General features: G+C 60.9%; 23 protein-coding genes. 12 read left to right on the forward strand and 11 right to left on the reverse strand.

Annotated elements, in window-relative coordinates; all coding sequences use genetic code 11:
• Complete coding sequence (locus RUI03_RS09935; RefSeq protein WP_317287302.1) at positions 1 to 1,215, forward strand: RNA polymerase sigma factor; 1,215 nt, start codon at positions 1 to 3, stop codon at positions 1,213 to 1,215.
• 9 nt (positions 1,216 to 1,224) lie between these two features.
• On the opposite strand, the gene RUI03_RS09940 is transcribed toward RUI03_RS09935, so the two are convergent.
• The 3 genes from RUI03_RS09940 to rplM all read right to left on the reverse strand — a co-directional run bounded on the left by RUI03_RS09940 (position 1,225) and on the right by rplM (position 2,976).
• The gene (locus tag RUI03_RS09940; protein WP_317287303.1) at positions 1,225 to 1,863 is read right to left on the reverse strand and encodes an FMN-binding negative transcriptional regulator; all 639 of its coding nucleotides are present in this window, start codon (positions 1,861 to 1,863) and stop codon (positions 1,225 to 1,227) included.
• Positions 1,864 to 1,976: 113 nt separating this feature from the next.
• On the reverse strand, positions 1,977 to 2,477 hold the full coding sequence (rpsI, locus tag RUI03_RS09945; RefSeq protein ID WP_410795867.1) for a 30S ribosomal protein S9: 501 nt from the start codon (positions 2,475 to 2,477) through the stop codon (positions 1,977 to 1,979).
• Between the two features lie 16 nt (positions 2,478 to 2,493).
• Complete coding sequence (gene rplM, locus RUI03_RS09950; RefSeq protein ID WP_317287304.1) at positions 2,494 to 2,976, reverse strand: 50S ribosomal protein L13; 483 nt, start codon at positions 2,974 to 2,976, stop codon at positions 2,494 to 2,496.
• Positions 2,977 to 3,189: 213 nt separating this feature from the next.
• Between rplM and RUI03_RS09955 the strand changes: the two genes are divergently transcribed.
• Positions 3,190 to 4,308: a hypothetical protein gene (locus tag RUI03_RS09955; RefSeq protein ID WP_317287305.1), complete on the forward strand. Its 1,119-nt coding sequence runs from the start codon at positions 3,190 to 3,192 to the stop codon at positions 4,306 to 4,308.
• Here RUI03_RS09955 and RUI03_RS09960 read toward each other — a convergent pair.
• Positions 4,205 to 5,305, reverse strand: coding sequence for a COX15/CtaA family protein (locus tag RUI03_RS09960; RefSeq protein WP_317287306.1), 1,101 nt, complete (start codon positions 5,303 to 5,305; stop codon positions 4,205 to 4,207). The two genes, RUI03_RS09955 and RUI03_RS09960, sit on opposite strands and share 104 nt — an antisense overlap.
• A 91-nt stretch (positions 5,306 to 5,396) precedes the next feature.
• Between RUI03_RS09960 and RUI03_RS09965 the strand changes: the two genes are divergently transcribed.
• Complete coding sequence (locus tag RUI03_RS09965) at positions 5,397 to 5,618, forward strand: DUF2842 domain-containing protein (RefSeq protein WP_317287307.1); 222 nt, start codon at positions 5,397 to 5,399, stop codon at positions 5,616 to 5,618.
• Positions 5,619 to 5,697: 79 nt separating this feature from the next.
• Entirely contained in the window at positions 5,698 to 6,693 is a 996-nt protein-coding gene (locus RUI03_RS09970) for a TerB family tellurite resistance protein (RefSeq protein ID WP_317287308.1), read from the forward strand.
• Here RUI03_RS09970 and RUI03_RS09975 read toward each other — a convergent pair.
• Entirely contained in the window at positions 6,675 to 7,238 is a 564-nt protein-coding gene (locus RUI03_RS09975; RefSeq protein WP_317287309.1) for a manganese efflux pump MntP family protein, read from the reverse strand. The two genes, RUI03_RS09970 and RUI03_RS09975, sit on opposite strands and share 19 nt — an antisense overlap.
• Positions 7,239 to 7,290: 52 nt before the next feature.
• Positions 7,291 to 9,207, reverse strand: a complete 1,917-nt coding sequence (locus RUI03_RS09980; RefSeq protein WP_317287310.1) for a sialate O-acetylesterase — start codon at positions 9,205 to 9,207, stop codon at positions 7,291 to 7,293.
• Positions 9,208 to 9,354: 147 nt separating this feature from the next.
• On the opposite strand from RUI03_RS09980, the gene RUI03_RS09985 reads away from it, so the two are divergent.
• The 6 genes from RUI03_RS09985 (at position 9,355) to rplI (ending at position 13,654) form a co-directional block, all read left to right on the forward strand.
• The gene (locus tag RUI03_RS09985) at positions 9,355 to 10,068 is read left to right on the forward strand and encodes a DUF305 domain-containing protein (protein ID WP_317287311.1); all 714 of its coding nucleotides are present in this window, start codon (positions 9,355 to 9,357) and stop codon (positions 10,066 to 10,068) included.
• Positions 10,069 to 10,080: 12 nt separating this feature from the next.
• Positions 10,081 to 11,922 carry a hypothetical protein gene (locus tag RUI03_RS09990; protein WP_317287312.1) on the forward strand — a complete coding sequence of 614 codons (1,842 nt, stop codon included), beginning with the start codon at positions 10,081 to 10,083 and terminating at the stop codon, positions 11,920 to 11,922.
• A 35-nt stretch (positions 11,923 to 11,957) separates the two neighbouring features.
• Complete coding sequence (locus RUI03_RS09995; protein WP_317287313.1) at positions 11,958 to 12,305, forward strand: DUF1428 domain-containing protein; 348 nt, start codon at positions 11,958 to 11,960, stop codon at positions 12,303 to 12,305.
• 176 nt (positions 12,306 to 12,481) lie between these two features.
• Complete coding sequence (gene rpsF, locus RUI03_RS10000; protein WP_317287314.1) at positions 12,482 to 12,823, forward strand: 30S ribosomal protein S6; 342 nt, start codon at positions 12,482 to 12,484, stop codon at positions 12,821 to 12,823.
• 12 nt (positions 12,824 to 12,835) lie between these two features.
• Positions 12,836 to 13,060 carry a 30S ribosomal protein S18 gene (gene rpsR, locus RUI03_RS10005; protein WP_317287315.1) on the forward strand — a complete coding sequence of 75 codons (225 nt, stop codon included), beginning with the start codon at positions 12,836 to 12,838 and terminating at the stop codon, positions 13,058 to 13,060.
• 6 nt (positions 13,061 to 13,066) lie between these two features.
• Positions 13,067 to 13,654: a 50S ribosomal protein L9 gene (gene rplI, locus RUI03_RS10010; protein WP_317287316.1), complete on the forward strand. Its 588-nt coding sequence runs from the start codon at positions 13,067 to 13,069 to the stop codon at positions 13,652 to 13,654.
• 76 nt (positions 13,655 to 13,730) lie between these two features.
• Here the strand turns inward: rplI and RUI03_RS10015 are convergent, their stop codons facing one another.
• Positions 13,731 to 13,898, reverse strand: a complete 168-nt coding sequence (locus RUI03_RS10015) for a hypothetical protein (RefSeq protein WP_317287317.1) — start codon at positions 13,896 to 13,898, stop codon at positions 13,731 to 13,733.
• A gap of 318 nt (positions 13,899 to 14,216) precedes the next feature.
• Here RUI03_RS10015 and RUI03_RS10020 point away from each other — a divergent pair, with 318 nt between their 5' ends.
• Positions 14,217 to 15,692, forward strand: a complete 1,476-nt coding sequence (locus RUI03_RS10020; protein ID WP_317287318.1) for a replicative DNA helicase — start codon at positions 14,217 to 14,219, stop codon at positions 15,690 to 15,692.
• A gap of 42 nt (positions 15,693 to 15,734) precedes the next feature.
• Positions 15,735 to 16,832 carry an alanine racemase gene (alr, locus tag RUI03_RS10025; RefSeq protein WP_317287319.1) on the forward strand — a complete coding sequence of 366 codons (1,098 nt, stop codon included), beginning with the start codon at positions 15,735 to 15,737 and terminating at the stop codon, positions 16,830 to 16,832.
• On the opposite strand, the gene RUI03_RS10030 is transcribed toward alr, so the two are convergent.
• From RUI03_RS10030 to RUI03_RS10045, 4 genes are read right to left on the reverse strand one after another with little or no spacing between them, the layout of a single operon-like run.
• The gene (locus tag RUI03_RS10030) at positions 16,829 to 17,524 is read right to left on the reverse strand and encodes an ATP12 family protein (protein ID WP_317287320.1); all 696 of its coding nucleotides are present in this window, start codon (positions 17,522 to 17,524) and stop codon (positions 16,829 to 16,831) included. The two genes, alr and RUI03_RS10030, sit on opposite strands and share 4 nt — an antisense overlap.
• Positions 17,525 to 17,529: 5 nt before the next feature.
• Complete coding sequence (locus RUI03_RS10035; protein WP_317287321.1) at positions 17,530 to 18,492, reverse strand: RluA family pseudouridine synthase; 963 nt, start codon at positions 18,490 to 18,492, stop codon at positions 17,530 to 17,532.
• Positions 18,489 to 18,863, reverse strand: a complete 375-nt coding sequence (locus tag RUI03_RS10040; RefSeq protein WP_317287322.1) for a CrcB family protein — start codon at positions 18,861 to 18,863, stop codon at positions 18,489 to 18,491. Before RUI03_RS10040 ends, RUI03_RS10035 begins: the two co-directional genes overlap by 4 nt.
• Positions 18,864 to 18,906: 43 nt before the next feature.
• A complete protein-coding gene (locus RUI03_RS10045) occupies positions 18,907 to 19,413 on the reverse strand; it encodes a hypothetical protein (protein ID WP_317287323.1) in 507 nt (168 codons plus the stop codon).
• Between the last annotated feature and the right edge of the window lie 107 nt (positions 19,414 to 19,520).

Raw genomic sequence — 19,520 nt, forward strand, 5'->3', positions numbered from 1 at the left:
ATGCGCGATGCAGCCCATGTCGCTGTGGAGCGGGCTGCACGCCATTCCTATGGACGGTTACTGGCCGTCCTCGCCCGGACGACGGGGAATATCGCGGCGGCCGAGGATGCGTTGTCCGATGCCCTGGCCTCAGCCCTGAAGACCTGGGCGGTCAGCGGTGTGCCGGACGCGCCCGATGCCTGGCTCATTACCGTCGCCCGGCGGCGCGCTGTGGACCGCATTCGGCATGAACGGACCGCGGCCAATCATACCGGTACACTGACACTGCTGACCGAAGAGCGGGGAGTGGCGGATGAGCCCAGCGATGCCCGGCTTAATCTCCTGTTTGTCTGCGCCCATGAAGCCATTGATCGGGATATGCACGCGCCATTGATGCTGCAGACGGTTCTCGGTCTGACGGCCGCGCAGATTGCACCGCTGTTCCTGTTGCGCCCCGCGACACTCAGCCAGCAACTGGTCAGGGCCAAGACGAAAATAGCCAAGGCCGGCATCCGGTTTGACCTGCCGACGCCGTCACGCTGGACCGATCGGCTGCCCTCCGTCCTCGATGCGATCTATGCGGCTTTTGCCGCGGGCGCGACCGCTCGGGACGAAGCGATGATGGAGGAGGCCCTCTACCTCGTGGAGCTTTGCGTCAGTCAGCTGCCGGAGGAACCGGAGGCGAAGGGCCTGTTGGCCCTGTGCCTTTATACGCTGGCGCGGTTTGGCGCAGACCGGGATGAGGATGGACGCTTCGTGCCGCTATCGGCCCAAGACATCCATGGCTGGCGAATATCGCTGATCGACCGTGCGGAGATCGCGCTGCACGATGCAGGAAAACATAAGCGATTTGGTCGCTATCAACTGGAAGCTGCCATCCAGTCGGCACACTGCCATCAGAAACGGACGGGTACGCCCCAATGGCCCGCCATCCTGCACCTATACAAGACGCTTTCCATCGTTGCGCCCTCCGTTGGTGCGACGGTCGGCCACGCCGCGGCCCTACATGGTGCAAGTCTTTCGGAAACAGCGCTGGACCTTCTAGATACGATTGCCGTCAAGTGTGAGGACTACCAGCCCTATTGGGCGACGCGGGCCGCCGTGCTGGCGGCAATTGGTCAACGTACGGAAGCAGAAGCGGCCTATACCCGAGCCGCCGAATTATCGGACGACCCGGCGACGCGGCAATGGCTGACGGCGCAAAAGCAGAAAAGCGATCCGGCGACAGCCATCTAGCGTCGAAGGCTACTGTTCATCATCAGTACGGATCATCTCCGCGATCGCCCTCGCCCCTTCCCTTGAGGAGCGCGACAGATGGTCGACGACCGACCGCCGGTCCTCTGCGCTATAGTCCTGATGCAGCATGGCCACGGGCTCGACGGCTGTGACATCGACCTCGAAAGCCGTCAGCTGCGGCAGGAGGCGTTCGATATAGCCGTCCGGCGCCATGGCGTCCGTCCAGACCGGATAATCGCCGATCTCCGCATATTGCGGCTCCACCAGCGCGGACAGATCGTTGACGAGCGCGCGGAAAAAATCGGGCTCAGGCCGCAGGCGCGCCGTGCCGCGAATGTTGACGCCGGTGAAGTTCCATGTGCCGCCGCGCCCCTTGTCCGCCCGCCAGTGGGGCGAGACGTAAGTGTGCGGCCCCGTAAAACTGACAAGTACATCACCGCCATCGAGAAGGCCCGCCTGCGGGTTGCGCGCATTGACATGGGCGCGCAGGCGTAGGGGCTGCCCCTCCTCCATGTCCACCAGCACGGGCAGGCGGGTGGCATGAAGCCCGCCGCCAGCCGTGAACAGCGTGGCGAAAGGGTGCTCACGGACAATACTCGCGATGAACCGCTCATCCTTGGGGCGGTAAGGCAACGGCGGATAGGCCACGGTCTCTCTCCATCAATTGGGCAACATGGTCATGGCGCGGCCAAAACCCGCCGGTCAAACGAAAAACCCCGCTCGTGATGAGCGGGGTTTTCCAAAACAGATAACGAAACGGATTAGCGTTTCGAGAACTGGAAGCTCCGACGAGCTTTCTTCTTACCGTATTTCTTCCGCTCGACCGCACGGCTGTCGCGGGTCAGGAAGCCGCCGCGCTTGAGCACGGTGCGCAGGCCTGGCTCGTAAAAAGTCAGTGCGCGGGCAATGCCGTGACGCACAGCGCCGGCCTGGCCGGAAGGACCGGAGCCCTTGACCGTGCAGAACACGTCGAACTGGTCTTTGCGCTCAGCGGCCTCGAGAGGCTGCTTCAGGATCATCTGCAGAACCGGACGACCGAAATACGCGGTGTAGTCCTTGTTGTTCACGACGATCTTGCCGGAACCTGGTTTGATCCAGACGCGGGCAACGGCCGTTTTGCGTTTGCCGGTGGCGTAGGCGCGGCCCTGGGCGTCGATCTTTGGCTCGGCCGGGACGAAATCATCCGCAACCGTCGCAGTGTCGACACCGGCTTCGCCGGCGAGGTCTTTCAGGCCATCAAGCCCTTGAGTAGTTTCGCTCATGTCTTAACGTCTATCCTTAGCGGCGAGGCATGTTTTTGGGGCTGAGTGAAGCAACATCCAGCACTTCTGGCTGTTGGGCTTCGTGCTTGTGCTCTGGACCGGCATAGATGTGCAGGTTGCCGAGCTGCTTGCGCGCCAGCGGGCTGTCTTTTGGCAGCATGCGCTGAACGGCTTTGTGAAGCACGCGCTCAGGGAAACGGCCCTCGAGAATTTTCTCAGGCGTCCGGGATTTGATGCCGCCAGGGTGCCCGGTGTGCCAGAAGTACTGTTTATTCTTCAGCTTGCGACCGGTGAATTGCACCTTCTCGGCATTGATGACGATGACGTGGTCGCCGTCGTCAACATAAGGGGTGTAAGTTGGCAGATGCTTGCCGCGCAGGCGCATCGCGATGAGAGAAGCCAGACGGCCGACGATGAGGTTCTCAGCGTCGATCACGACCCATTTCTTCTCGATGTCCGCGGGCTTCGTATTGTAAGTCCGTGAGGCCTCGGTTTGCATGGATATAGCAGTCCTGGTGAAAGAATGATTCGAAGAGGCGCCTTTAAGAGGCCCTCCACGGAACTGTCAACACGCTTTTGAAAGACGACGGAAAAACAGGCGCTTAATGATGTGGTATTATGTTACCACAGGATTTGACCACCTCCCCTTAGCGCAGTTGAATCAATGTGCTAACAGGGCGGCGACATTGCCCATCCGCAACAGGAAAATTTCATGACCAAGCTGAAACTGCTATGCGCCGGCGCCGTGCTGGCCCTCCTTCCCGCCTGTGGGGGCAATGACGATACCGAGGCGGAGAAAGCCGCCGATGCCGCTCAGGCAGCTCAGGAGGAGCGCCGGATCGAGGTCGACATGGCAGCGAGCCCGGCCAGCGTGCCGGCCCGCACCGCAAGCGTCGCCGATACGCTGGGCGGGTTTGAGGGCGAAGTGTCCGGCCTCGCCTTCTGGCAGCACCCCACCGTCCCCTTCATGAGCGCGATCCTTGCCGCGAATGGCGATGCCGGACTGTTTGTCGTGCCGTTGAGCGAAGACGGGACGGCCAGTCAGGTCGAGGGGCTGTTCAATGGCGGCGTCGCCGTCAGCTATCTGCCCGGCGGGTCAATTGCCGCCGCCTATGAGGGCGGCAGCGGCGATGTGCAGATCTTTGCTATCTCCCCCGCCGACCGGACCCTGACGCTGCTCGGCGCGGTCGAAGCGGCGAATGGAGCAAAGGCTTTGTGCTTCCTCGGCCGCGACCTTTTGCGGATTGATGAAAGCGGACGCCAGCACGCCATCCGCCTGACGATAGAAGACGACAGCGTCACTGGGACCACGGCACCGATGGCCGGGCCGTCGGCCAAGGGCTGCACCAGCACGGGCAAGGCAATCTATGTCCTGGCGGAGAACGGGAACGTGCAGAAGGCCAATATCGGCGACCAGACCGGTAGCGCAGAGGTCCCGCCGTCCAATCCGGCCGCGATCAGCATCGCTGCCCTGCCCACGACCAAGGGACCAGTGTTCCTCTCTCTCCTCCCCGACGGGACATTGCAGGTGGGGCGCGACGCGATCCCGGTCACCGGCTTTGCCGACGACCGCGCGGCCGTCCTGAGCCAGGCGATCACCGTCGGCCCGGGTAATTTTGGCGGCGTCTATCGCGACGGCGTGGTGGGGGTGCTGACCCGCAAGAACGAGCTGAAGCTGATCCCGTGGCTCGGCATCGCCAATGCCACGGACAGCGACGCGTCGACGATCAGTCTGATGCCGCAGGTGACGTCAGAGGATTCTCAGTCGCCGCAGGTTGCGGTGCCGCAGATCGAGGTGCCGTCCCTGCCCGGCTCGTCGCCCGCGGAATAAGGTCATAGGCGGCCCAGACGGTGACCGCCAGCACACCCAGCGCACCAAGCTGATGGACCAGCCCCAGCCATAGGGGCACAGCCGCGAGCAGTGTCCAGATCCCCAGCACCGCCTGCAGCCCGATGGCCCCCATCAGGGCGTGGGCATGCTTTTTCGCGACTGTCTTCCTGGCTTTCAGGAAGAACGCAACGGCGAGCCCGAAGACCACGTAGGCCATGATCCTGTGATTGAACTGGACCGAAGCAATCCGGTCAAACAGGTCGTGAAAGCGCGCCGGCTCACCAAAATACCCTTCGGGGATGAACCGCCCGTCCATCAACGGCCAGGTGTTATAGGTCTTGCCCGCCCGCAGGCCGGCCACGAACGCCCCAAGGATGATCTGCACAAAGACAGCCGCCATCAGCACCAGCGGCCAGCGCCGAAAGCCAGCGGATGCAGCCACGCCGGGAGGACGCATCAGCGCGAGGATCTGCCAGATGATCAGGCCGAACAGGATGAAGGCTGTGCCAAGGTGCAGGGCGAGCCGATACTGGCTGACATCCACCCGCTCTGACAGGCCGCTGGACACCATGAACCAGCCGATCGCGCCCTGCATGCCGATCAGTGCGAACAGCCCCCAAAGGCGCCAGCGCAGACCACCGGTCACCCGGCCCCGAACGGACCACCACAGAAGCGGGAGGAAAAAGGCCATGCCGATCAGGCGGCCAAGATTGCGATGCCCCCACTCCCACCAGAAAATCTCCTTGAACTGATCAAGGGTCATGCCCTTGTTCACCAGCTCATATTCGGGGATCGTCCTGTATTTATCGAACACCTCCGCCCAGGCGGCATCCCCCATCGGCGGCAGGGAGCCCATGATGAGGTCCCATTCGGTGATGGACAGGCCAGAATCAGTCAGGCGGGTCGCGCCGCCGATCGTCACCATAATGGCGGTCAGCACGGCCATGACGATCAGCCACAGGGCAACGGGGCGCATTTGCGGATTTGATGTTGTCATGGCGGCCTTATATGCGCTTTGACACGACACGCTAGATGGAGCGCCATATCCGGGCGCCGGATGCGACCATAGACCACTGGAGATGCCCCTGATGACGCCCATGAAACCGCGCCAGAAAAAGCTGATCATCGCCCTGGGCGTGGTGCCGTTTCTGGTCGTCTATGCGGGGCTGTGCGTGTGGATATCCGACTACCTGCCTGACCACTGGCTGGTGCGGCTCATCTACTACATATTCGTCGGCACAGTGTGGGCGTTCCCCCTCAAGCCCGTGATGAAGTGGATGAACCACGACCCGGACTATCCGGCGGTGTGAGGCTAACTAACGATCTGGGGTGAGCCTACTTTTAATTCAGCACCCATTGCTGGTACGACTCTTTCAGAGGAGAGAGAATATGAGCATTTGGGGAATCGTCAGAAAACTTTTCAGCGGTAAGGAAAGCGAACCGCCTGAGATCTCGTCCTATCGACGCACCGTGCAAATGCCCGAAGAAGACGGACCAGATGAGCTGGACACTTCGGACTTCAATCAAGACGCCGCCTTCCTGTCTCAAGACAGCAAACCAAGCAGAAAACAGTCGCAGAAAAAATCGACTAGCGAAAAAGAAATTTTGGATGGCGATCTTTGGGGGACGACATTCGCAATAGAATACAAATGCGCAAAAAAACTGATTAGTACACGTCGCGTTTCGATGCGACATTTCATCCTGACACACGGAAAGTCACTTTGCCTGTCGGCTTATTGTCACGAAAGAAATGCACTCAGGCATTTCCGATTTGACCGAATTATTAGTGTCATTGATGACGACGGCGAAGTCTACGATCCTATCGTATTCTTTAGAGACGAACTCCATTGCCCGATTAGTCATTATATCGACAAAGCCTGCGTCGTGAAATCAACCCGTCCAGTCGAATCTGTGGCTTCCGCGCCTATCCAGAAGACGGGAGAAAAACCAAACCACGAAGAGCGAAAGCCAGGCGTCGCGCATCGGGCCGTTTGCCGAGATGGGCTTCGCATCCTCGTCGGAATTGCGCGCAGTGACGGCGACTATTGTCAATCAGAATTGGATGCGATTCTTGCCTACGTCGAGTCAGAGTCCGAGATCGCCGGTTTGCTCACGAACGAGTCAGATCGTTCGTATCTGTCAGGATACTTGAAGCGACAGCGTCCAGATGCTGCCGTTCTGGATAAGTGCATCGAAAAATTATCCGTCGCCCCGATAGCAGACCAAGTTAGATTTTTAACGTCCGCAAAAGCAGTCGTTCTTGCAGACGGGCAGATTCACCCGGCCGAAATAGAAATTCTTGATCAAATCGGATCGGTACTGAAGCGGCCAACAGGTATGTCCAACGAGCTGCAAACGCTTTCGCTTCACCCGCCCGTCATGTGAGAGACAAATATCGACACGCCGATCAGGATCAGGATGACGCCGCCGCCGATTTCGGCGCGGTGACCCAGCTTCTCGCCCACTTTCGGACCCACGAGGAAACCGGCCGTGCTGGCCATGAAGCTGACCAAACCGACCAGCAGCGCAACGCTCGCCGGCCCACCGGCAAGGGACAGGGCGATGCCCACGGCGGCGGAATCGATACTCGTGCCCATGGCAGTGACCAGGGTCATGGCCAGGCCCTGCTCCGCTCGCGGGGCGTCGTCATCATCGTCGCCTGACAGGCCCTCGCGGATCATCCGCACGCCGATAACCGTCAGCAGAATGAGCGCGATCCAGTGATCGGCGGCGGTGATGAACTGGGCGAAGCTGGCCCCGGCCAGCCAGCCCGTGAGGCACATCACCCCTTCCATCCCGCCAAAGATTGCGCCTGAGCCGAGCGCCGCCTGCAGATCCACGCGCCGCGCCCGCCCGCCGCGCGCCAATGACGCGGCAAAGGCATCGGTGGACAGGCCAAGGGACAGCGGCAACCAGGTGAACAAGGACATGGGCGGGCCCCTACCCCACCGGCCTGATACTGACCAGTGGGGATTGGCGTCGTCAGTCGACGGTGACTTCGAACGGCGTGATCGGCGTATCGCCCTGATCAAACAGGGTGCAGACCGGCGCTTCACCCCAACAGTACCGCACTTTGTCCACAGGCTTGGCCGATGGCAGGGTCAGGACGACACTGTCCTTGTCGATCGACGCGGGGACGATCTGGCAGGTGCCCTCTGCGCAAGCCTCAAACCCGATCGGCGTGCTCATCGCGGCGCGCAGGTCACCATTCAGCGGTGCGAAGCTGATCGTCAGTTGCTTTTTCTTCTGGGTCACCGACACCGGCTGGGGCCCGTCGCCACCGGCCGCATCGCCGTCCATCAGGGCCAGCGCAGATGTAGCAACCCGTTTGGCCACCGCCTGCTTGTTCGGCGGATGGATGTCGTAGCGGTCACCCACATCGATGGTCACGGCGATCCCGGTCTGGTCATCGTTCAGCGCGACCTGGCGCATCGCCTCCCGCACCTCGGCCCAGCCGCTTTCAACCGGACCGAAGGGGACGGGCCCGAAATTGGGAAGCTGGACGATGACGGTGATGAGGTCTTCGCCGAAATGCGCCTGCCAGTCATCAACGAGCGCGGACATCAGCGGCTCATATTCGCTCGCCCGACCCGCATTGCTTTCACCCTGATACCAAAGCGCGCCCGTCATCGTGAAATGGCGGAACGGATGCAGCATCGTATTGTAAAGGCTGGTCAGCCCACTGATCGATTCCCAAGGCGCCCGGGGCGGTGCTCCATAAGCCTTTGGTGCGATCTTGTAGGACCAGTCGGTCAGAGGCACAGTATTGCCGCTTGGGAGCGTCGCACCGATATTGTCTGTGCCCGTAATACCGCCTGCGCCCCAGCTGTTATAGATGTTCAGAACGATGGTGTTTTCACCGGCCTTCAAAAGATCGCCGTCAACCGTATAAACGCGCTCAGACCCCCAGCCAAAGGTCGTGCCCACATAGGTGCCATTGACCCAGATCGTGTCCAGCTCATCGATGCCGCCCACATTGATTGCCACATCGCCGCCGTCGTAACTGTCAGGCAGCGTCAGGTTGGCCCGGTGCCAGACCATACCCAGATGATCTTTCAGTTCAGGGTCGTCCCAGTCCTTCCAGTCGCCAAGACCGTCAGGCGCGGCACTCCATTCGCTTTCATCCGTCCACGGCTGGTCACCGGCAGGTGCCTTTTCCGCCCACCAGTCGAGCCAGATGTCCGCAAACTTCGCTTTCGCTGCGGCGGGGTCATCGCCGTAAATGTTGAGAAGATCGACGCCTTGGGGGTTGATGCCGCCGGCCTTCATTGCATCAAGGCTGAGCCACGCTTCGATCTGGGAGCCGCCCCAATTGCTGTCGATCAGGCCGAGCGGCATATCCGGGTTCGCCTCGCGCAGATGGCGCGCGGTAAAATAGCAGACCGCAGAGAACTCTTTTACCGTGTCGGCAGAGGCCACAGCCCACGGCACGGGCGTCACCAGCTCATCCTGCGGCACCGGCGCGTATTCCATGTTCACTTCGATCAGCCGGATCTGATCATCGTGGGGCCGCCCGACCTCATAGCCGCCATTCAGCGCGCGGGAGACCGGGAATTCCATGTTCGACTGGCCTGAGCACAGCCACACATCCCCGGCCAGAACGTCAGAAACGGTCTGGGTTTCCTTGCCGGATGTCGCTGTGATCATGAACGCCTCCCCCACGCTGAGGGCGGGCCATTCCGCCGACCACGCGCCGTCGCCGTCGGCGGTCACCGTCTTCTCATCGCCCGCAAGCCTGACCACGACTTCCGCGCCAGGCTCAACATGCCCCCAAAGCGTGACGGGCTTGCCCTGCTGCAGGACCATGTGGTCGCCGAAGACGTTGCTCAGCGGTGCGGCATGGGCGGCCGTCGCGGCACAAAGGGCGATAGCGCTAACAAGGAGTGAGTGACGTTGCATGGGTTATAGTCCCGTCTGGTTGTTTCTTCCCGATCACTTTGTGCCCCCAACGCGCTTGGCAAGGCAAGGCTTAGGCATGACGCCCGCGATTGACGCCGTGCAGGACATGGAGCACCGTGCCGTCTGGCGTTGGATGGGAAGAGGAACATGCGGGCAGTCATTCTTCTGAGCAGCACCATGCTTCTCCAGCCCGTCGCCCTGACACCGGCAGCGATGGCCTCCTCCGCCCCGCCGATCATGCAGCCCGGGCCACCCGGCACTGCCAGCCAGCCCATCACCGTCGACGAATCGCTGGCTCTTGGACGTACGAGCTATTCCGCCGCCGATGTCGCCTTCATGCAGCACATGATCGTGCATCATGCCCAGGCGGTTGAAATGGTGGCCCTGATTTCCGAGCGCACCACCGCGCCGCAGGTTGTGAGGATGGGAGAGCGGATCAGCCTTTCACAGGCGACCGAGATGGCCTTCATGCAGCAATGGCTGGAGACACGCGGCGAGCCCGTGGCGATGCCCCGCCATGCCCCCATGATGCACGCACCCAAGGGGCATGAGCATCATAAACCCGGCATGGACATGACCGATCCCATGGACACGCCGCTGATGCCGGGCATGTTGTCGCCCCGACAGATGATGACGCTGGAAGCCGCCAGCGGAACTGCATTTGATCGCCTGTTTCTTGCGGCGATGATCCAGCATCATGAAGGCGCACTGGGCATGGTCCACGACCTGCTGGCCACCCCCAATGGCGGGGAGGATCCCGACCTGTCCGAATTTCTCACGGCTGTCATCGCCGACCAGTCTGCCGAAATCATTCGCATGAAGACCATTCTGAGTGCCATTCCTGACCCAGCTGTCAATTAAGAGGTTACGACCATGACGATGACCACCCGCACCCTCTTTGCCGCTGCGCTCATGGGCGCGAGCCTTGCTGCGTGTTCGACAACCGATATCGTCTTGCCGCCGATGGACGCCCCGCCACCGCATCAGGACACGCGCGCAGGCCTGGCACCGGGCCTTTACGATGCCGGTGAAGCGAACTGGAACCTCACGCTTGTGCAGTCCCTTCCGCAGCCTGAAGGGTTTGTGGACAGTGAAGGCCAATGGTCGCCCCAGATTGAAATGGCGCTCGCCAAGGATATGGAAGACGGCAAGGACGTCCCCCGCCCGCCAAAAGGCATTTCCTTCGCCAATTCCGACCTCGCCTTTGGCAAGGATATGGTGGTCATGGGCAATTTCCATGGCTTCAACGTCTATAAGGTCGGCAGCAACAGCAAACTGAAACACGCCCTTTCTGTGGCCTGTCCCGGCGGCCAGGGCGATGTGTCGATCCACGGCAATCTGGTATTTTTCTCGACCGAGCAGCGTCGTGGGCGCCTTGATTGCGGCGGCGGCGGGGTAGAAGGGGAGAGCAGCGCCGAGCGGTTTATCGGTGTGCGCATCTTTGACATCAGTGACCTTTCTGCGCCGCGTCAGGTTGCGGCTGTTCAGACCTGTCGGGGGTCCCACACCCACACTCTCGTCCCTCACCCGACGGACCCCGGTATTCTGTACGTCTATAATAGCGGGACCTCTGCGGTCCGCCCCAGTTCAGAACTGGCTGGCTGTTCGGACGGCGATCCCGGCGACAATCCGGACACGGCCCTTTATTCGATCGATGTGATCGAAGTGCCGCTTGATGCCCCCCAGAACGCGCGTGTCGTCAACAGCCCCCGCGTCTTTGCCGACCGCGATAGCGGGAAGGTCGACGGGCTGTGGGAGGGCGGAGAAATGACCGAGGACGCCCAGACGACGGCCGCCACCGTCGCGTGCCATGATATCCTCGCCTATCCTGAATTCGCCCTCGCGGCGGGGGCCTGCGGCGGGAATGGCATCCTTCTCGACATTTCCGATCCTGTGAACCCGCGGCGGATTGATGAGGTCTCCGATCCCAATATGGCCTATTGGCACTCCGCCAATTTCAACAATGACGCCACAAAGCTTCTGTTTGCGGATGAGTGGGGCGGCGGCATCGCCGCGCGGTGCCAGGCCGATGATCCGCCCGAATGGGGCGCCGACATCATCTATGACCGGACCGAGAGCGGGCTCGAAAAGCGTGGCATGTTCAAGATACCGACCGTTCAAACCGCACAGGAAAACTGCGTCAGCCACAATGGGCAGCTGATCCCCGTCCCCGGACGGGATATCCTCGTCCAGGGCTGGTATAGCGGCGGGATCTCGGTGATCGACTTTACGGATTCCGAGCATCCGATCGAGATCGCTTATTTCGACCGCGGGCCGGTCAGCGCGGAGAACCTTTATCTCGCCGGGCACTGGGCCGCCTACTGGCACAATGGCCGGATCTATGCGCCGGAGATTGCGCGCGGTCTCGACGTTCTGGAGTTGGTCCCCAGCGATTATCTGACGGCCAATGAAATCGCCGCTGCTGAACTCATCACCTATGACGAGGCCAACACCCAGACGCAGGTCATGGCCAACTGGCCCGCCGAGCCCGTCGTGGCCCGCGCCTATGTGGATCAGCTCTGGCGAACCGATGCGATTGACGAGGCGCTGGCGAAAGATGTGCTGTCCGCCGTTGCAGAGTGGGATGCCGGACGCTGGGACGCGCAGCTGATGACCGATCTCGCCGAAGCGTTGGGCGGTGCGGCGGAGCGGAGCGAAGGCAAGACCGCCGAACGTTACGCGGCGCTGGCCGAGATTCTCGGCGAAGCGCGCTGATCGGCGCACATGCCCTGCATTAAAGGAGAGACAGTATGACCTATGTTGATGGTGTGGTCGCAGCCGTCCCGAAAGCCAACAAGGACCAGTATCTGAAACACGCGACGCTGGCCGCCGCTATCTTCAGGAAACATGGCGCGCTTTCGGTCACCGAATGCTGGGGCAACGATGTGCCGGAGGGGAAGAACAACTCCCTGCATACCGCCGTCATGCGCAAAGACGACGAAGAGATCGTTTTCTCGTGGATCAAATGGCCCTCCAAAGAGGTCCGCGACGCCGGCTGGGCGAAAATCATGGAAGACCCTGAAATGCAGAAACATGAAATGCCATTCGATGGCAGTCGCATGATCTTTGGCGGCTTCGACGTGATGATGGAGGCGTAGGCCGCGAGGCGATGCCTGCCCTCTTGCTCTTTTCGCGGCGATCCTGTACCCGCCCGTCCTCTAGCACTGAACGGTGGTCACTGTGACCGGGGATGGCCCCAACCGCAGTTGAGCCAAAGGCAGCAAGGCGACTCCCGCCGCGCCGTCTCCGCCGTCAAACAGGAGTGATAAGCGGAATGCCGCTCTACGAACACGTATATGTTGCCCGCCAGGACGTCAGTCCGGCCCAGGTCGAAGCCCTTTCGGACGAATTGACCTCCATCATCAAAGAACATGGCGGATCGATCGTGAAGACCGAATATTGGGGTCTTCGTAATCTGCAGTACAAAATCGCGAAGAACCGCAAAGGCCACTACAGCCTGATGCACCTCGATGCCCCTGCCGAAGCCATCAATGAGATGGAACGTCAGATGCGCATCAAGGAAGACATCCTGCGTTTCATGACCCTGCGCGTTGAAGAACATGACGAAGAGCCTTCGCCTGTCATGTCCCGCCGCGACCGCAGCGATCGCGACTAAGGAGAAGACACAATGGCAAAAACATTTTTCCGCCGTCGCAAGTCCTGTCCGTTCTCCGGTGAAAAAGCACCGACGATCGACTACAAGGACCCTAAACTGCTCGGCCGCTACATCTCCGAAAAGGGCAAGATTGTCCCTGCACGGATTTCAGCCGTCAGCGCCAAGAAGCAACGCGAGCTGGCCCGCGCCATCAAGCGCGCCCGCTATCTTGCCCTGCTGCCCTACACGACGGAGTAAGCACCAATGCAAGTCATTCTGCTGGAACGCATTGAAAAGCTCGGCACCATTGGTGACGAAGTCACGGTGAAAGACGGTTTCGGTCGCAATTTCCTCCTGCCACGGAAGAAAGCGCTGCGCGCCAACGAAGCCAATCGCAAGAAGTTCGAAGCACAGCGCGCCGATATCGAAGCGAAGAACGAAGAAGCCCGCGAAAAGGCGCAGAACCTCTCTGCTTCGATCGCGGACAAGACCTTCCCGGTCATTCGTTCGGCGTCCGATATGGGTCAGCTCTACGGTTCGGTCAGCTCGCGCGACATCGCCGAGATCGCCTCAACCAAAAAGCTGAAGCTGCAGCGCAATCAGATCCTTCTGAACGCACCGCTGAAAGAACTCGGCATTTTTGACGTTCGCGTTTCTCTTCACCCTGAAGTGACTGTGAACATCAAGATCAACATCGCGCGGACGGCTGAGGAGGCCGAAGCGCAGGAGCGCGGTGAAAACGTGCTCGCCAAGAATGAAGAAGAAATCGAAAGTGTCGTCGGCACCGGTGACTTCGACGAATTTGGCGACCGGTCTTCGGAAGAAGCCGCCCCTACAGGCGAAGAAGCCTGATCTATCTTTGGATCATCAGCATCCAAATGAAAAGGGAGCCTTTCGGCTCCCTTTTTTATTGCGATCACTTGAAGTTTCAGCCCTGAGAGCCGCTGACAATGACCCAGGGGCCTTCGCCACCGATCGAGGTCGCGGTCCGGTCCACCGAAGCGGAGGTCAGCGTCGCGGCAGCGATCATCAGGAAAGCGACGCCAACAAGCGCGAGCGACGTGGCGGACAGGAAAAACGGGGCATTGCGAAACATCGGTATCTCTCAGTGGTATCTGTATTATTGAGGGTCGGGCGGGCGCACGGACTGCGCGGGCACCGGGGCGCACCCTCAACGCCAATTCGCCCAAAATGGCAATAGCGATTCGCGCTCTTTTTCCGTCTACGGCCGAACACTTTTCCACCACCGAATTTTTCCCGGACACATCAACACGTTGCATTCACAGCACCCAATAATCGCACAGGGTGCGCCCGGCAAAGACCGTCAAAATGGCGTTCCCGCCTGCAGCATTGCACCATCAATTGGGGATATCGCATACTGTGCCGCCGCGAATCAGTAAGGCATAGTGAGGGTATGGCAGACGGAAATCCCCACCCGAAGGCGGAAGACGCTGAACGCATTCCCTACTCACTGGATAGTGAGCAGGCCGTGCTCGGCGCCATCCTGTTCGACAACGAAGTCTACTACCGGGTGTCGTCGTTCCTGAAGAGCGAGCACTATTACGACCCTGTGCACGCGATGATCTACGACGCGATGGAAAAGCTGATCTCGTCGGGTCGCCTCGCCTCGCCGGTCATGCTGAACACCTATCTCAAAGACGAACCCGCGTTCACGGAAGTGGGCGGTGAAGGCTATCTGTCCAATCTGGCGCGATCTGTACCGAGCACGGTCGGCGCCCCCGACTATGCCAAGGTGGTGTTTGACCTGGCCGTGAGTCGCGGGTTGATCCGCCTCGGGACGGAAATGATCGAGCGGGCAAAATCGTCTGACCTTGAGGACAGCCCCGACGAGCAGTTGTCCTTCGCCGAAGCACAGCTCTACAAGCTCGCGGAAACCGGCAAATATGGCAGCGGCTTCAAGCCGTTTGGCGCGGGCCTGACCGAAGCCATCGAACTGGCGAACGCCGCCTATCAACGGGGCGGTGGTCTTGCGGGGATTTCGACGGGCTTTCGCGACGTCGACAAGAAGCTTGGCGGACTTCACCCGTCGGACCTCATTATTCTCGCCGGCCGCCCCTCTATGGGGAAGACCGCGCTCGTCACCAACATCGCATTGAACGTCGCGCGCGCCTACAAACCCGCCCTGCAGGCGGATGGCAGTGTGAAGGCGAAGACAGGCGCTGTTGTCGGCTTCTTCAGCCTCGAGATGGCCGATGAGCAGCTGGCGGGCCGGATCCTTTCCGACGTTTCAGGCGTGCCGTCGGAGCTGATCCGCCGCGGTGAGATCACCCAGGCGGATTTCGACGTCATCTACGAAGTGTCCAAAGAGCTGCATGAGATGCCGCTGCACATCGACGACACGGGCGGTCTGTCGATTGCCCAGGTCGCGGCCCGCGCGCGACGCCTCAAGCGCCAGCACGGCCTTGGTCTTCTGATCATCGACTACCTGCAGCTTCTGTCCGGCTCGAAAAAGTCCGAGGGCAATCGCGTGCAGGAGCTGACTGAGATCACCACCGGTCTCAAAGCGCTGGCGAAAGAGCTGGAAGTCCCCGTCATCGCCCTCTCCCAGCTGTCGCGGCAGGTCGAGCAACGCGAAGACAAGAAGCCCCAGCTGTCAGACCTGCGCGAATCCGGCTCGATTGAGCAGGACGCCGACGTAGTGCTCTTTGTGTTCCGTGAGGAATACTACCTTGGGCGTGCGGAGCCGAAGGAAGGCACCGCCGAGCACATTGAATGGCAGGAGCAGATGAGCCAGCTAATGGGCAAGGCCGAGGTCATTATCGGCAAACAGCGCCATGGTCCGATTGGCAATATCAAGATGGCGTTCGACGCCAAGCGAACACGCTTTGACGATCTCGCCGAAGAAGATCATTATCCCCGCTCAAACTGATCCGCGAACCGGTCGCCGATCTTTTCCGACGATGAAATGGGCATGCGTATGATGCCAGAGCACCTGACCCGACCGCGATTGACGGTCAACCTGTCCGCTATTGGCCGGAACCTCGAGGCATTGCGCAAACTTGCCCACGGGGCAGAAGTGGCGCCCGTCGTGAAAGCCGATGCCTATGGGCTGGGGGATCAGCGCATCGCAGCGTACCTGACCGATGAGTGCAGTGTGCGGACACTGTTTGTGGCGACCACGGCCGAGGCCCACGCCCTGAACCGGCAGCTGGTCGACCCGCCGCTGATCTACATCCTGAACGGTTACCAGGCCGCGGACTGGAAAGGCGTTGAGACCGGCAGGGTCAAACCTGTCCTGAACACCTGCACGCAGGCGTCGTCCTGGGCGAAGCGGGGCGGCCCGGCGGCGATTGCGGTCGATATCGGTATGAACCGGCTCGGCCTGACCATCGACGAGGCCCAGACCCTGCCCGCAACCACGGGCATTGACCCTGCGCAGATTGATCTGTGCGTCATGCACATGTCGCATACGGGCCAGCCCGACGCCCCACAGAATGCAGCTCAAATTGCGCTGTACAGTGACTATGTCACGCGTCTTTCGTCAGTCTACCCAGAAATGAAATTCAGCCTTTCTGCGTCAGGCGCCCTGTTCCTGCACCATGATGCCCGTGAGCTTTTGGTGCGTCCTGGCATTGCGGTCTATGGCGGTGGCGCGGATGGTACGCCGCGGTCGACCCTGGAAACCGTGGCGACACTGATGGCCCCCGTTCTGGCAGTTCGCCTGGTCAGAAAAGGCGACGGGGTCGGCTATGGGGCGCGGTGGATCGCCCCGACGGACCGAACGATCGCCATTGTCGGCGCAGGCTACGCAGATGGATACCATCGACAGCTGACCAACCGTGGCACGGTGTTTCTGGGCGGCGCGGAATGCCCCGTCGTCGGCACTGTTTCCATGGACCTGATTGCAGTGGATATTTCCGATGCGCCCACGCCGGTGAGCGAGGGTGCACATGCGGAATTGTTCGGTGATCGGATCAAGGTCGATCGCCTTGCTGAAGCGGCTGATACAATTTCCTATGAGCTGCTTACCTCGGTCGGTAACCGGGTCGAACGGATCTATATCCGCTAGTGGCAGCTGAGGCGCATGAAGCGCTCCACACTGATCAATTCATCAAGAATCCCGACCTCGCGGGCGGCGGCGGCCTCGTCGACGCCCCACTGTTCCTGCTGATAATGGTCATCGACCCGGCTGATCTGAAAAGCGTCCCTTACCCCCACCTCGTCATCGAGTAGCGCCAGCGCCAGAGCAGCCGAGCCCAGGATTTCGGTGATGAGTTTAAGCGCCAGAACCACGCCGGTCGGTTCATCGGCAAGGCGGGCCGCGATGCCGTCCAACAGAGCGGTCGGTTGCTCCACCGCCATGATCGTGTCGGTGACCGCAAACGCAGCTCCGCATTTGCCGCCGACATAGTCGAGAACAGGCTGCCAGTGTGTCGCCTGTCGCGCGGCAAGCGCACCAACATTCGAGCGATAGCAGAGAAGGTCGGCCTGTGCGAAGGCGAGGATCTTGTCGCTCCACTCCGCTTTGCCGCGATCGCCGCCATCTAGAACAAACCCCTGAAGCCGCGTCAGGGGCATTGTGCTCATGTCCAGCTCTTCCCCTTGCGCAGCCCATTCCTCGGCAATAGTGGCGGCAAGATCCCGGCCCGCCGCACCGAGCGGTATCCGGCCGGCCGTCTTCGCAGTTCGGCCATCAAGCTGCACACGGAACATGTTATCCTGTTCCGCCAGCGACACATCCTTGTAGAAACGGTTGACCATGGTATTTACAGATCCGGCCAGTCGAGATTGTCACCACCGCTGAAGCCGAAAAACTTCCATGTCTTTTCCATATGGCCGGTCAGCGGCGCCGTAATGGTCACCGGCTTGCGGCCAGGCAATGGCACGGTCATCTGGCGACAGAAGAGGTGCATTTTCGAGGAAACCCCCTCCAGCACGGCTTTCTCCCCGCCATATTTGCGGTCACCAACAATCGGTGCCTTGGCAGCGGACAGGTGAACGCGGATCTGGTGTGTACGGCCCGTTTCGGGGCGCACGGCGACGAAGGCGGCCTTCTGGCCGGCCGGCTCGACAACCTGAAAATCCGTGATGGCCCGCTGGCCCTTGGGTGAACCGCGCATTTTCTCGGCGCCCTCTTCGCCCTGTTTTTCCAGCTTAAGGTCAATACGGCCGCTCCACGGATACGGCACACCGCTGGTCAGGGCCCAGTATATTTTCTCAACGTGGTGAGACTTAAAGGATTCGCCCAGCGCTGCGGCGATGATCCGCGTTTTGGCGAGCACGAGCACGCCGCCCGTGTCGCGATCAAGGCGGTGAACCAGGCGGGGGCGTTCGCCATTTTTCTCGAACGCGCCAAGCATGCCGTCAATATGGCGGGTCGTCTTGGCACCGCCCTGCACGGCCAGGCCGAACGGCTTGTTCAGAACAAGGATATGGCTGTCCTCATAAAGAACGAGGGACCGGATAAAGTCAGCATCGTCGGACGTCGGGCGCGGCTTGGGCGCTGGTCTTGCCGCGGCGTCCGTATCAATCGGCGGCACACGCACGACTTCACCGGGACAGAGGCGGCGGTCCGCCTGGACCCGTCCGCCATCCACGCGGACCTGCCCCTTGCGCAGCATTTTCTGAAGCGCCCCGTGTTTGATGTTCGGATAGTGCTGGCGAAACCAGCGGTCGAGACGCATGCCATCGTCAGCTGCGCGTACGGTGACCATTTGGACGTCGCTCATGACAGAGCCTTTCCTGCGCCAGTGCCAATGACAAAGGCAGCAATTGCGAGGACCACGGACAGTCCGACATAGAGAGCAGCAAGCGACAGGCCGCGCTGTTCATAGAACCACACGGCGTCGAGCGCGAATGTGCTGAACGTGGTGAATGCGCCCAGAAGGCCGACCATGACGAAAGGCGGCATCGTGCCACCGCGCCCTGCGAGAACAGCGGCCGCCAGTCCCAACAGGAACGAGCCGACCACATTGACCCCGAGGGTCGACCACGCGGCCTCCGCACCATGCCAGCCACTCAGCGCACGGATCGACAAATAGCGCGCGACGGCACCAATGGCGCCGCCGAGAGCGATTGCGAGTAGAAAAAGAGGTTTCATGCGCTTCCCCTAGCCAAAGGCGAAGCGCTTTGCCAGCGGGGCTTTACTGAGGCTCTGGCGGGACGTCGAGGGACGCCCAAGCCGCCAAAGTCGGTGCCATGCGGGTCAGAGGGGGTGCCCCTGCGCCGCCGACCGGCACGTCATCGAAATCATCAGGCGACCCGACGACAATGGCGATGGCCTTGTCCGGACGCACGGAAGGTATCGGCGTGCCGGCAATGATGTCGCGGCCATCGGTCAGATCCATTGGATCAACCGAGACAGATCGTGCCGGCGCGGCGACTGGCGCCTGTGCTGAACTGCTGCCGATGACGATGCGCTGACGTGCGGGACGGTCCCGCGGTGTGATCGTCGCATCCTGCAACACCACCATGGTGGATGATTCTGTCTCTGCGGCGTTGGCCCCGTTCATCGATTGACTGGACCCCATCGCCGCCAGGACCCCGACGACACCAAGGACGGCGCCGGTCAAACTCAGACTGATGCGCACCAGATGTCCTCCCAGACGACGGTGCGGCTTTTCCCATTCTAGACGCGTATGCTGTACCATAACTCCCTGTTCGCAAGATTTCGGCCAGAGCCGCCCCATTCCCGCTACCCGTACTCAACTATATCTGAAGGCCGACGTAAACAGGGGTTACCCTTTGCTCATGTGAC

It is taken from the genome of Parvularcula sp. LCG005 (genome assembly GCF_032930845.1).
In the GTDB taxonomy this organism is placed as follows: Bacteria; Pseudomonadota; Alphaproteobacteria; order Caulobacterales; family Parvularculaceae; genus Parvularcula.

Coding starts and splice junctions, on each gene's coding strand:
- RUI03_RS09955 (WP_317287305.1), top strand. CDS start 3,190: ATGACCAAGCTGAAACTGCTATGCGCCGGCGCCGTGCTGGCCCTCCTT.
- rpsI (WP_410795867.1), bottom strand. CDS start 2,477: ATGAGCGAAACTACTCAAGGGCTTGATGGCCTGAAAGACCTCGCCGGC.
- RUI03_RS10015 (WP_317287317.1), bottom strand. CDS start 13,898: ATGTTTCGCAATGCCCCGTTTTTCCTGTCCGCCACGTCGCTCGCGCTT.
- RUI03_RS09960 (WP_317287306.1), bottom strand. CDS start 5,305: ATGACAACATCAAATCCGCAAATGCGCCCCGTTGCCCTGTGGCTGATC.
- RUI03_RS09975 (WP_317287309.1), bottom strand. CDS start 7,238: ATGTCCTTGTTCACCTGGTTGCCGCTGTCCCTTGGCCTGTCCACCGAT.
- RUI03_RS10030 (WP_317287320.1), bottom strand. CDS start 17,524: ATGGTCAACCGTTTCTACAAGGATGTGTCGCTGGCGGAACAGGATAAC.
- RUI03_RS09980 (WP_317287310.1), bottom strand. CDS start 9,207: ATGCAACGTCACTCACTCCTTGTTAGCGCTATCGCCCTTTGTGCCGCG.
- RUI03_RS09965 (WP_317287307.1), top strand. CDS start 5,397: ATGACGCCCATGAAACCGCGCCAGAAAAAGCTGATCATCGCCCTGGGC.
- rplI (WP_317287316.1), top strand. CDS start 13,067: ATGCAAGTCATTCTGCTGGAACGCATTGAAAAGCTCGGCACCATTGGT.
- RUI03_RS09935 (WP_317287302.1), top strand. CDS start 1: ATGCGCGATGCAGCCCATGTCGCTGTGGAGCGGGCTGCACGCCATTCC.
- rpsF (WP_317287314.1), top strand. CDS start 12,482: ATGCCGCTCTACGAACACGTATATGTTGCCCGCCAGGACGTCAGTCCG.
- rplM (WP_317287304.1), bottom strand. CDS start 2,976: ATGCAAACCGAGGCCTCACGGACTTACAATACGAAGCCCGCGGACATC.
- RUI03_RS10040 (WP_317287322.1), bottom strand. CDS start 18,863: ATGAAACCTCTTTTTCTACTCGCAATCGCTCTCGGCGGCGCCATTGGT.
- rpsR (WP_317287315.1), top strand. CDS start 12,836: ATGGCAAAAACATTTTTCCGCCGTCGCAAGTCCTGTCCGTTCTCCGGT.
- RUI03_RS09990 (WP_317287312.1), top strand. CDS start 10,081: ATGACGATGACCACCCGCACCCTCTTTGCCGCTGCGCTCATGGGCGCG.
- RUI03_RS09995 (WP_317287313.1), top strand. CDS start 11,958: ATGACCTATGTTGATGGTGTGGTCGCAGCCGTCCCGAAAGCCAACAAG.
- RUI03_RS09970 (WP_317287308.1), top strand. CDS start 5,698: ATGAGCATTTGGGGAATCGTCAGAAAACTTTTCAGCGGTAAGGAAAGC.
- RUI03_RS10045 (WP_317287323.1), bottom strand. CDS start 19,413: ATGGTACAGCATACGCGTCTAGAATGGGAAAAGCCGCACCGTCGTCTG.
- RUI03_RS10020 (WP_317287318.1), top strand. CDS start 14,217: ATGGCAGACGGAAATCCCCACCCGAAGGCGGAAGACGCTGAACGCATT.
- RUI03_RS09985 (WP_317287311.1), top strand. CDS start 9,355: ATGCGGGCAGTCATTCTTCTGAGCAGCACCATGCTTCTCCAGCCCGTC.
- RUI03_RS10035 (WP_317287321.1), bottom strand. CDS start 18,492: ATGAGCGACGTCCAAATGGTCACCGTACGCGCAGCTGACGATGGCATG.
- alr (WP_317287319.1), top strand. CDS start 15,735: ATGCGTATGATGCCAGAGCACCTGACCCGACCGCGATTGACGGTCAAC.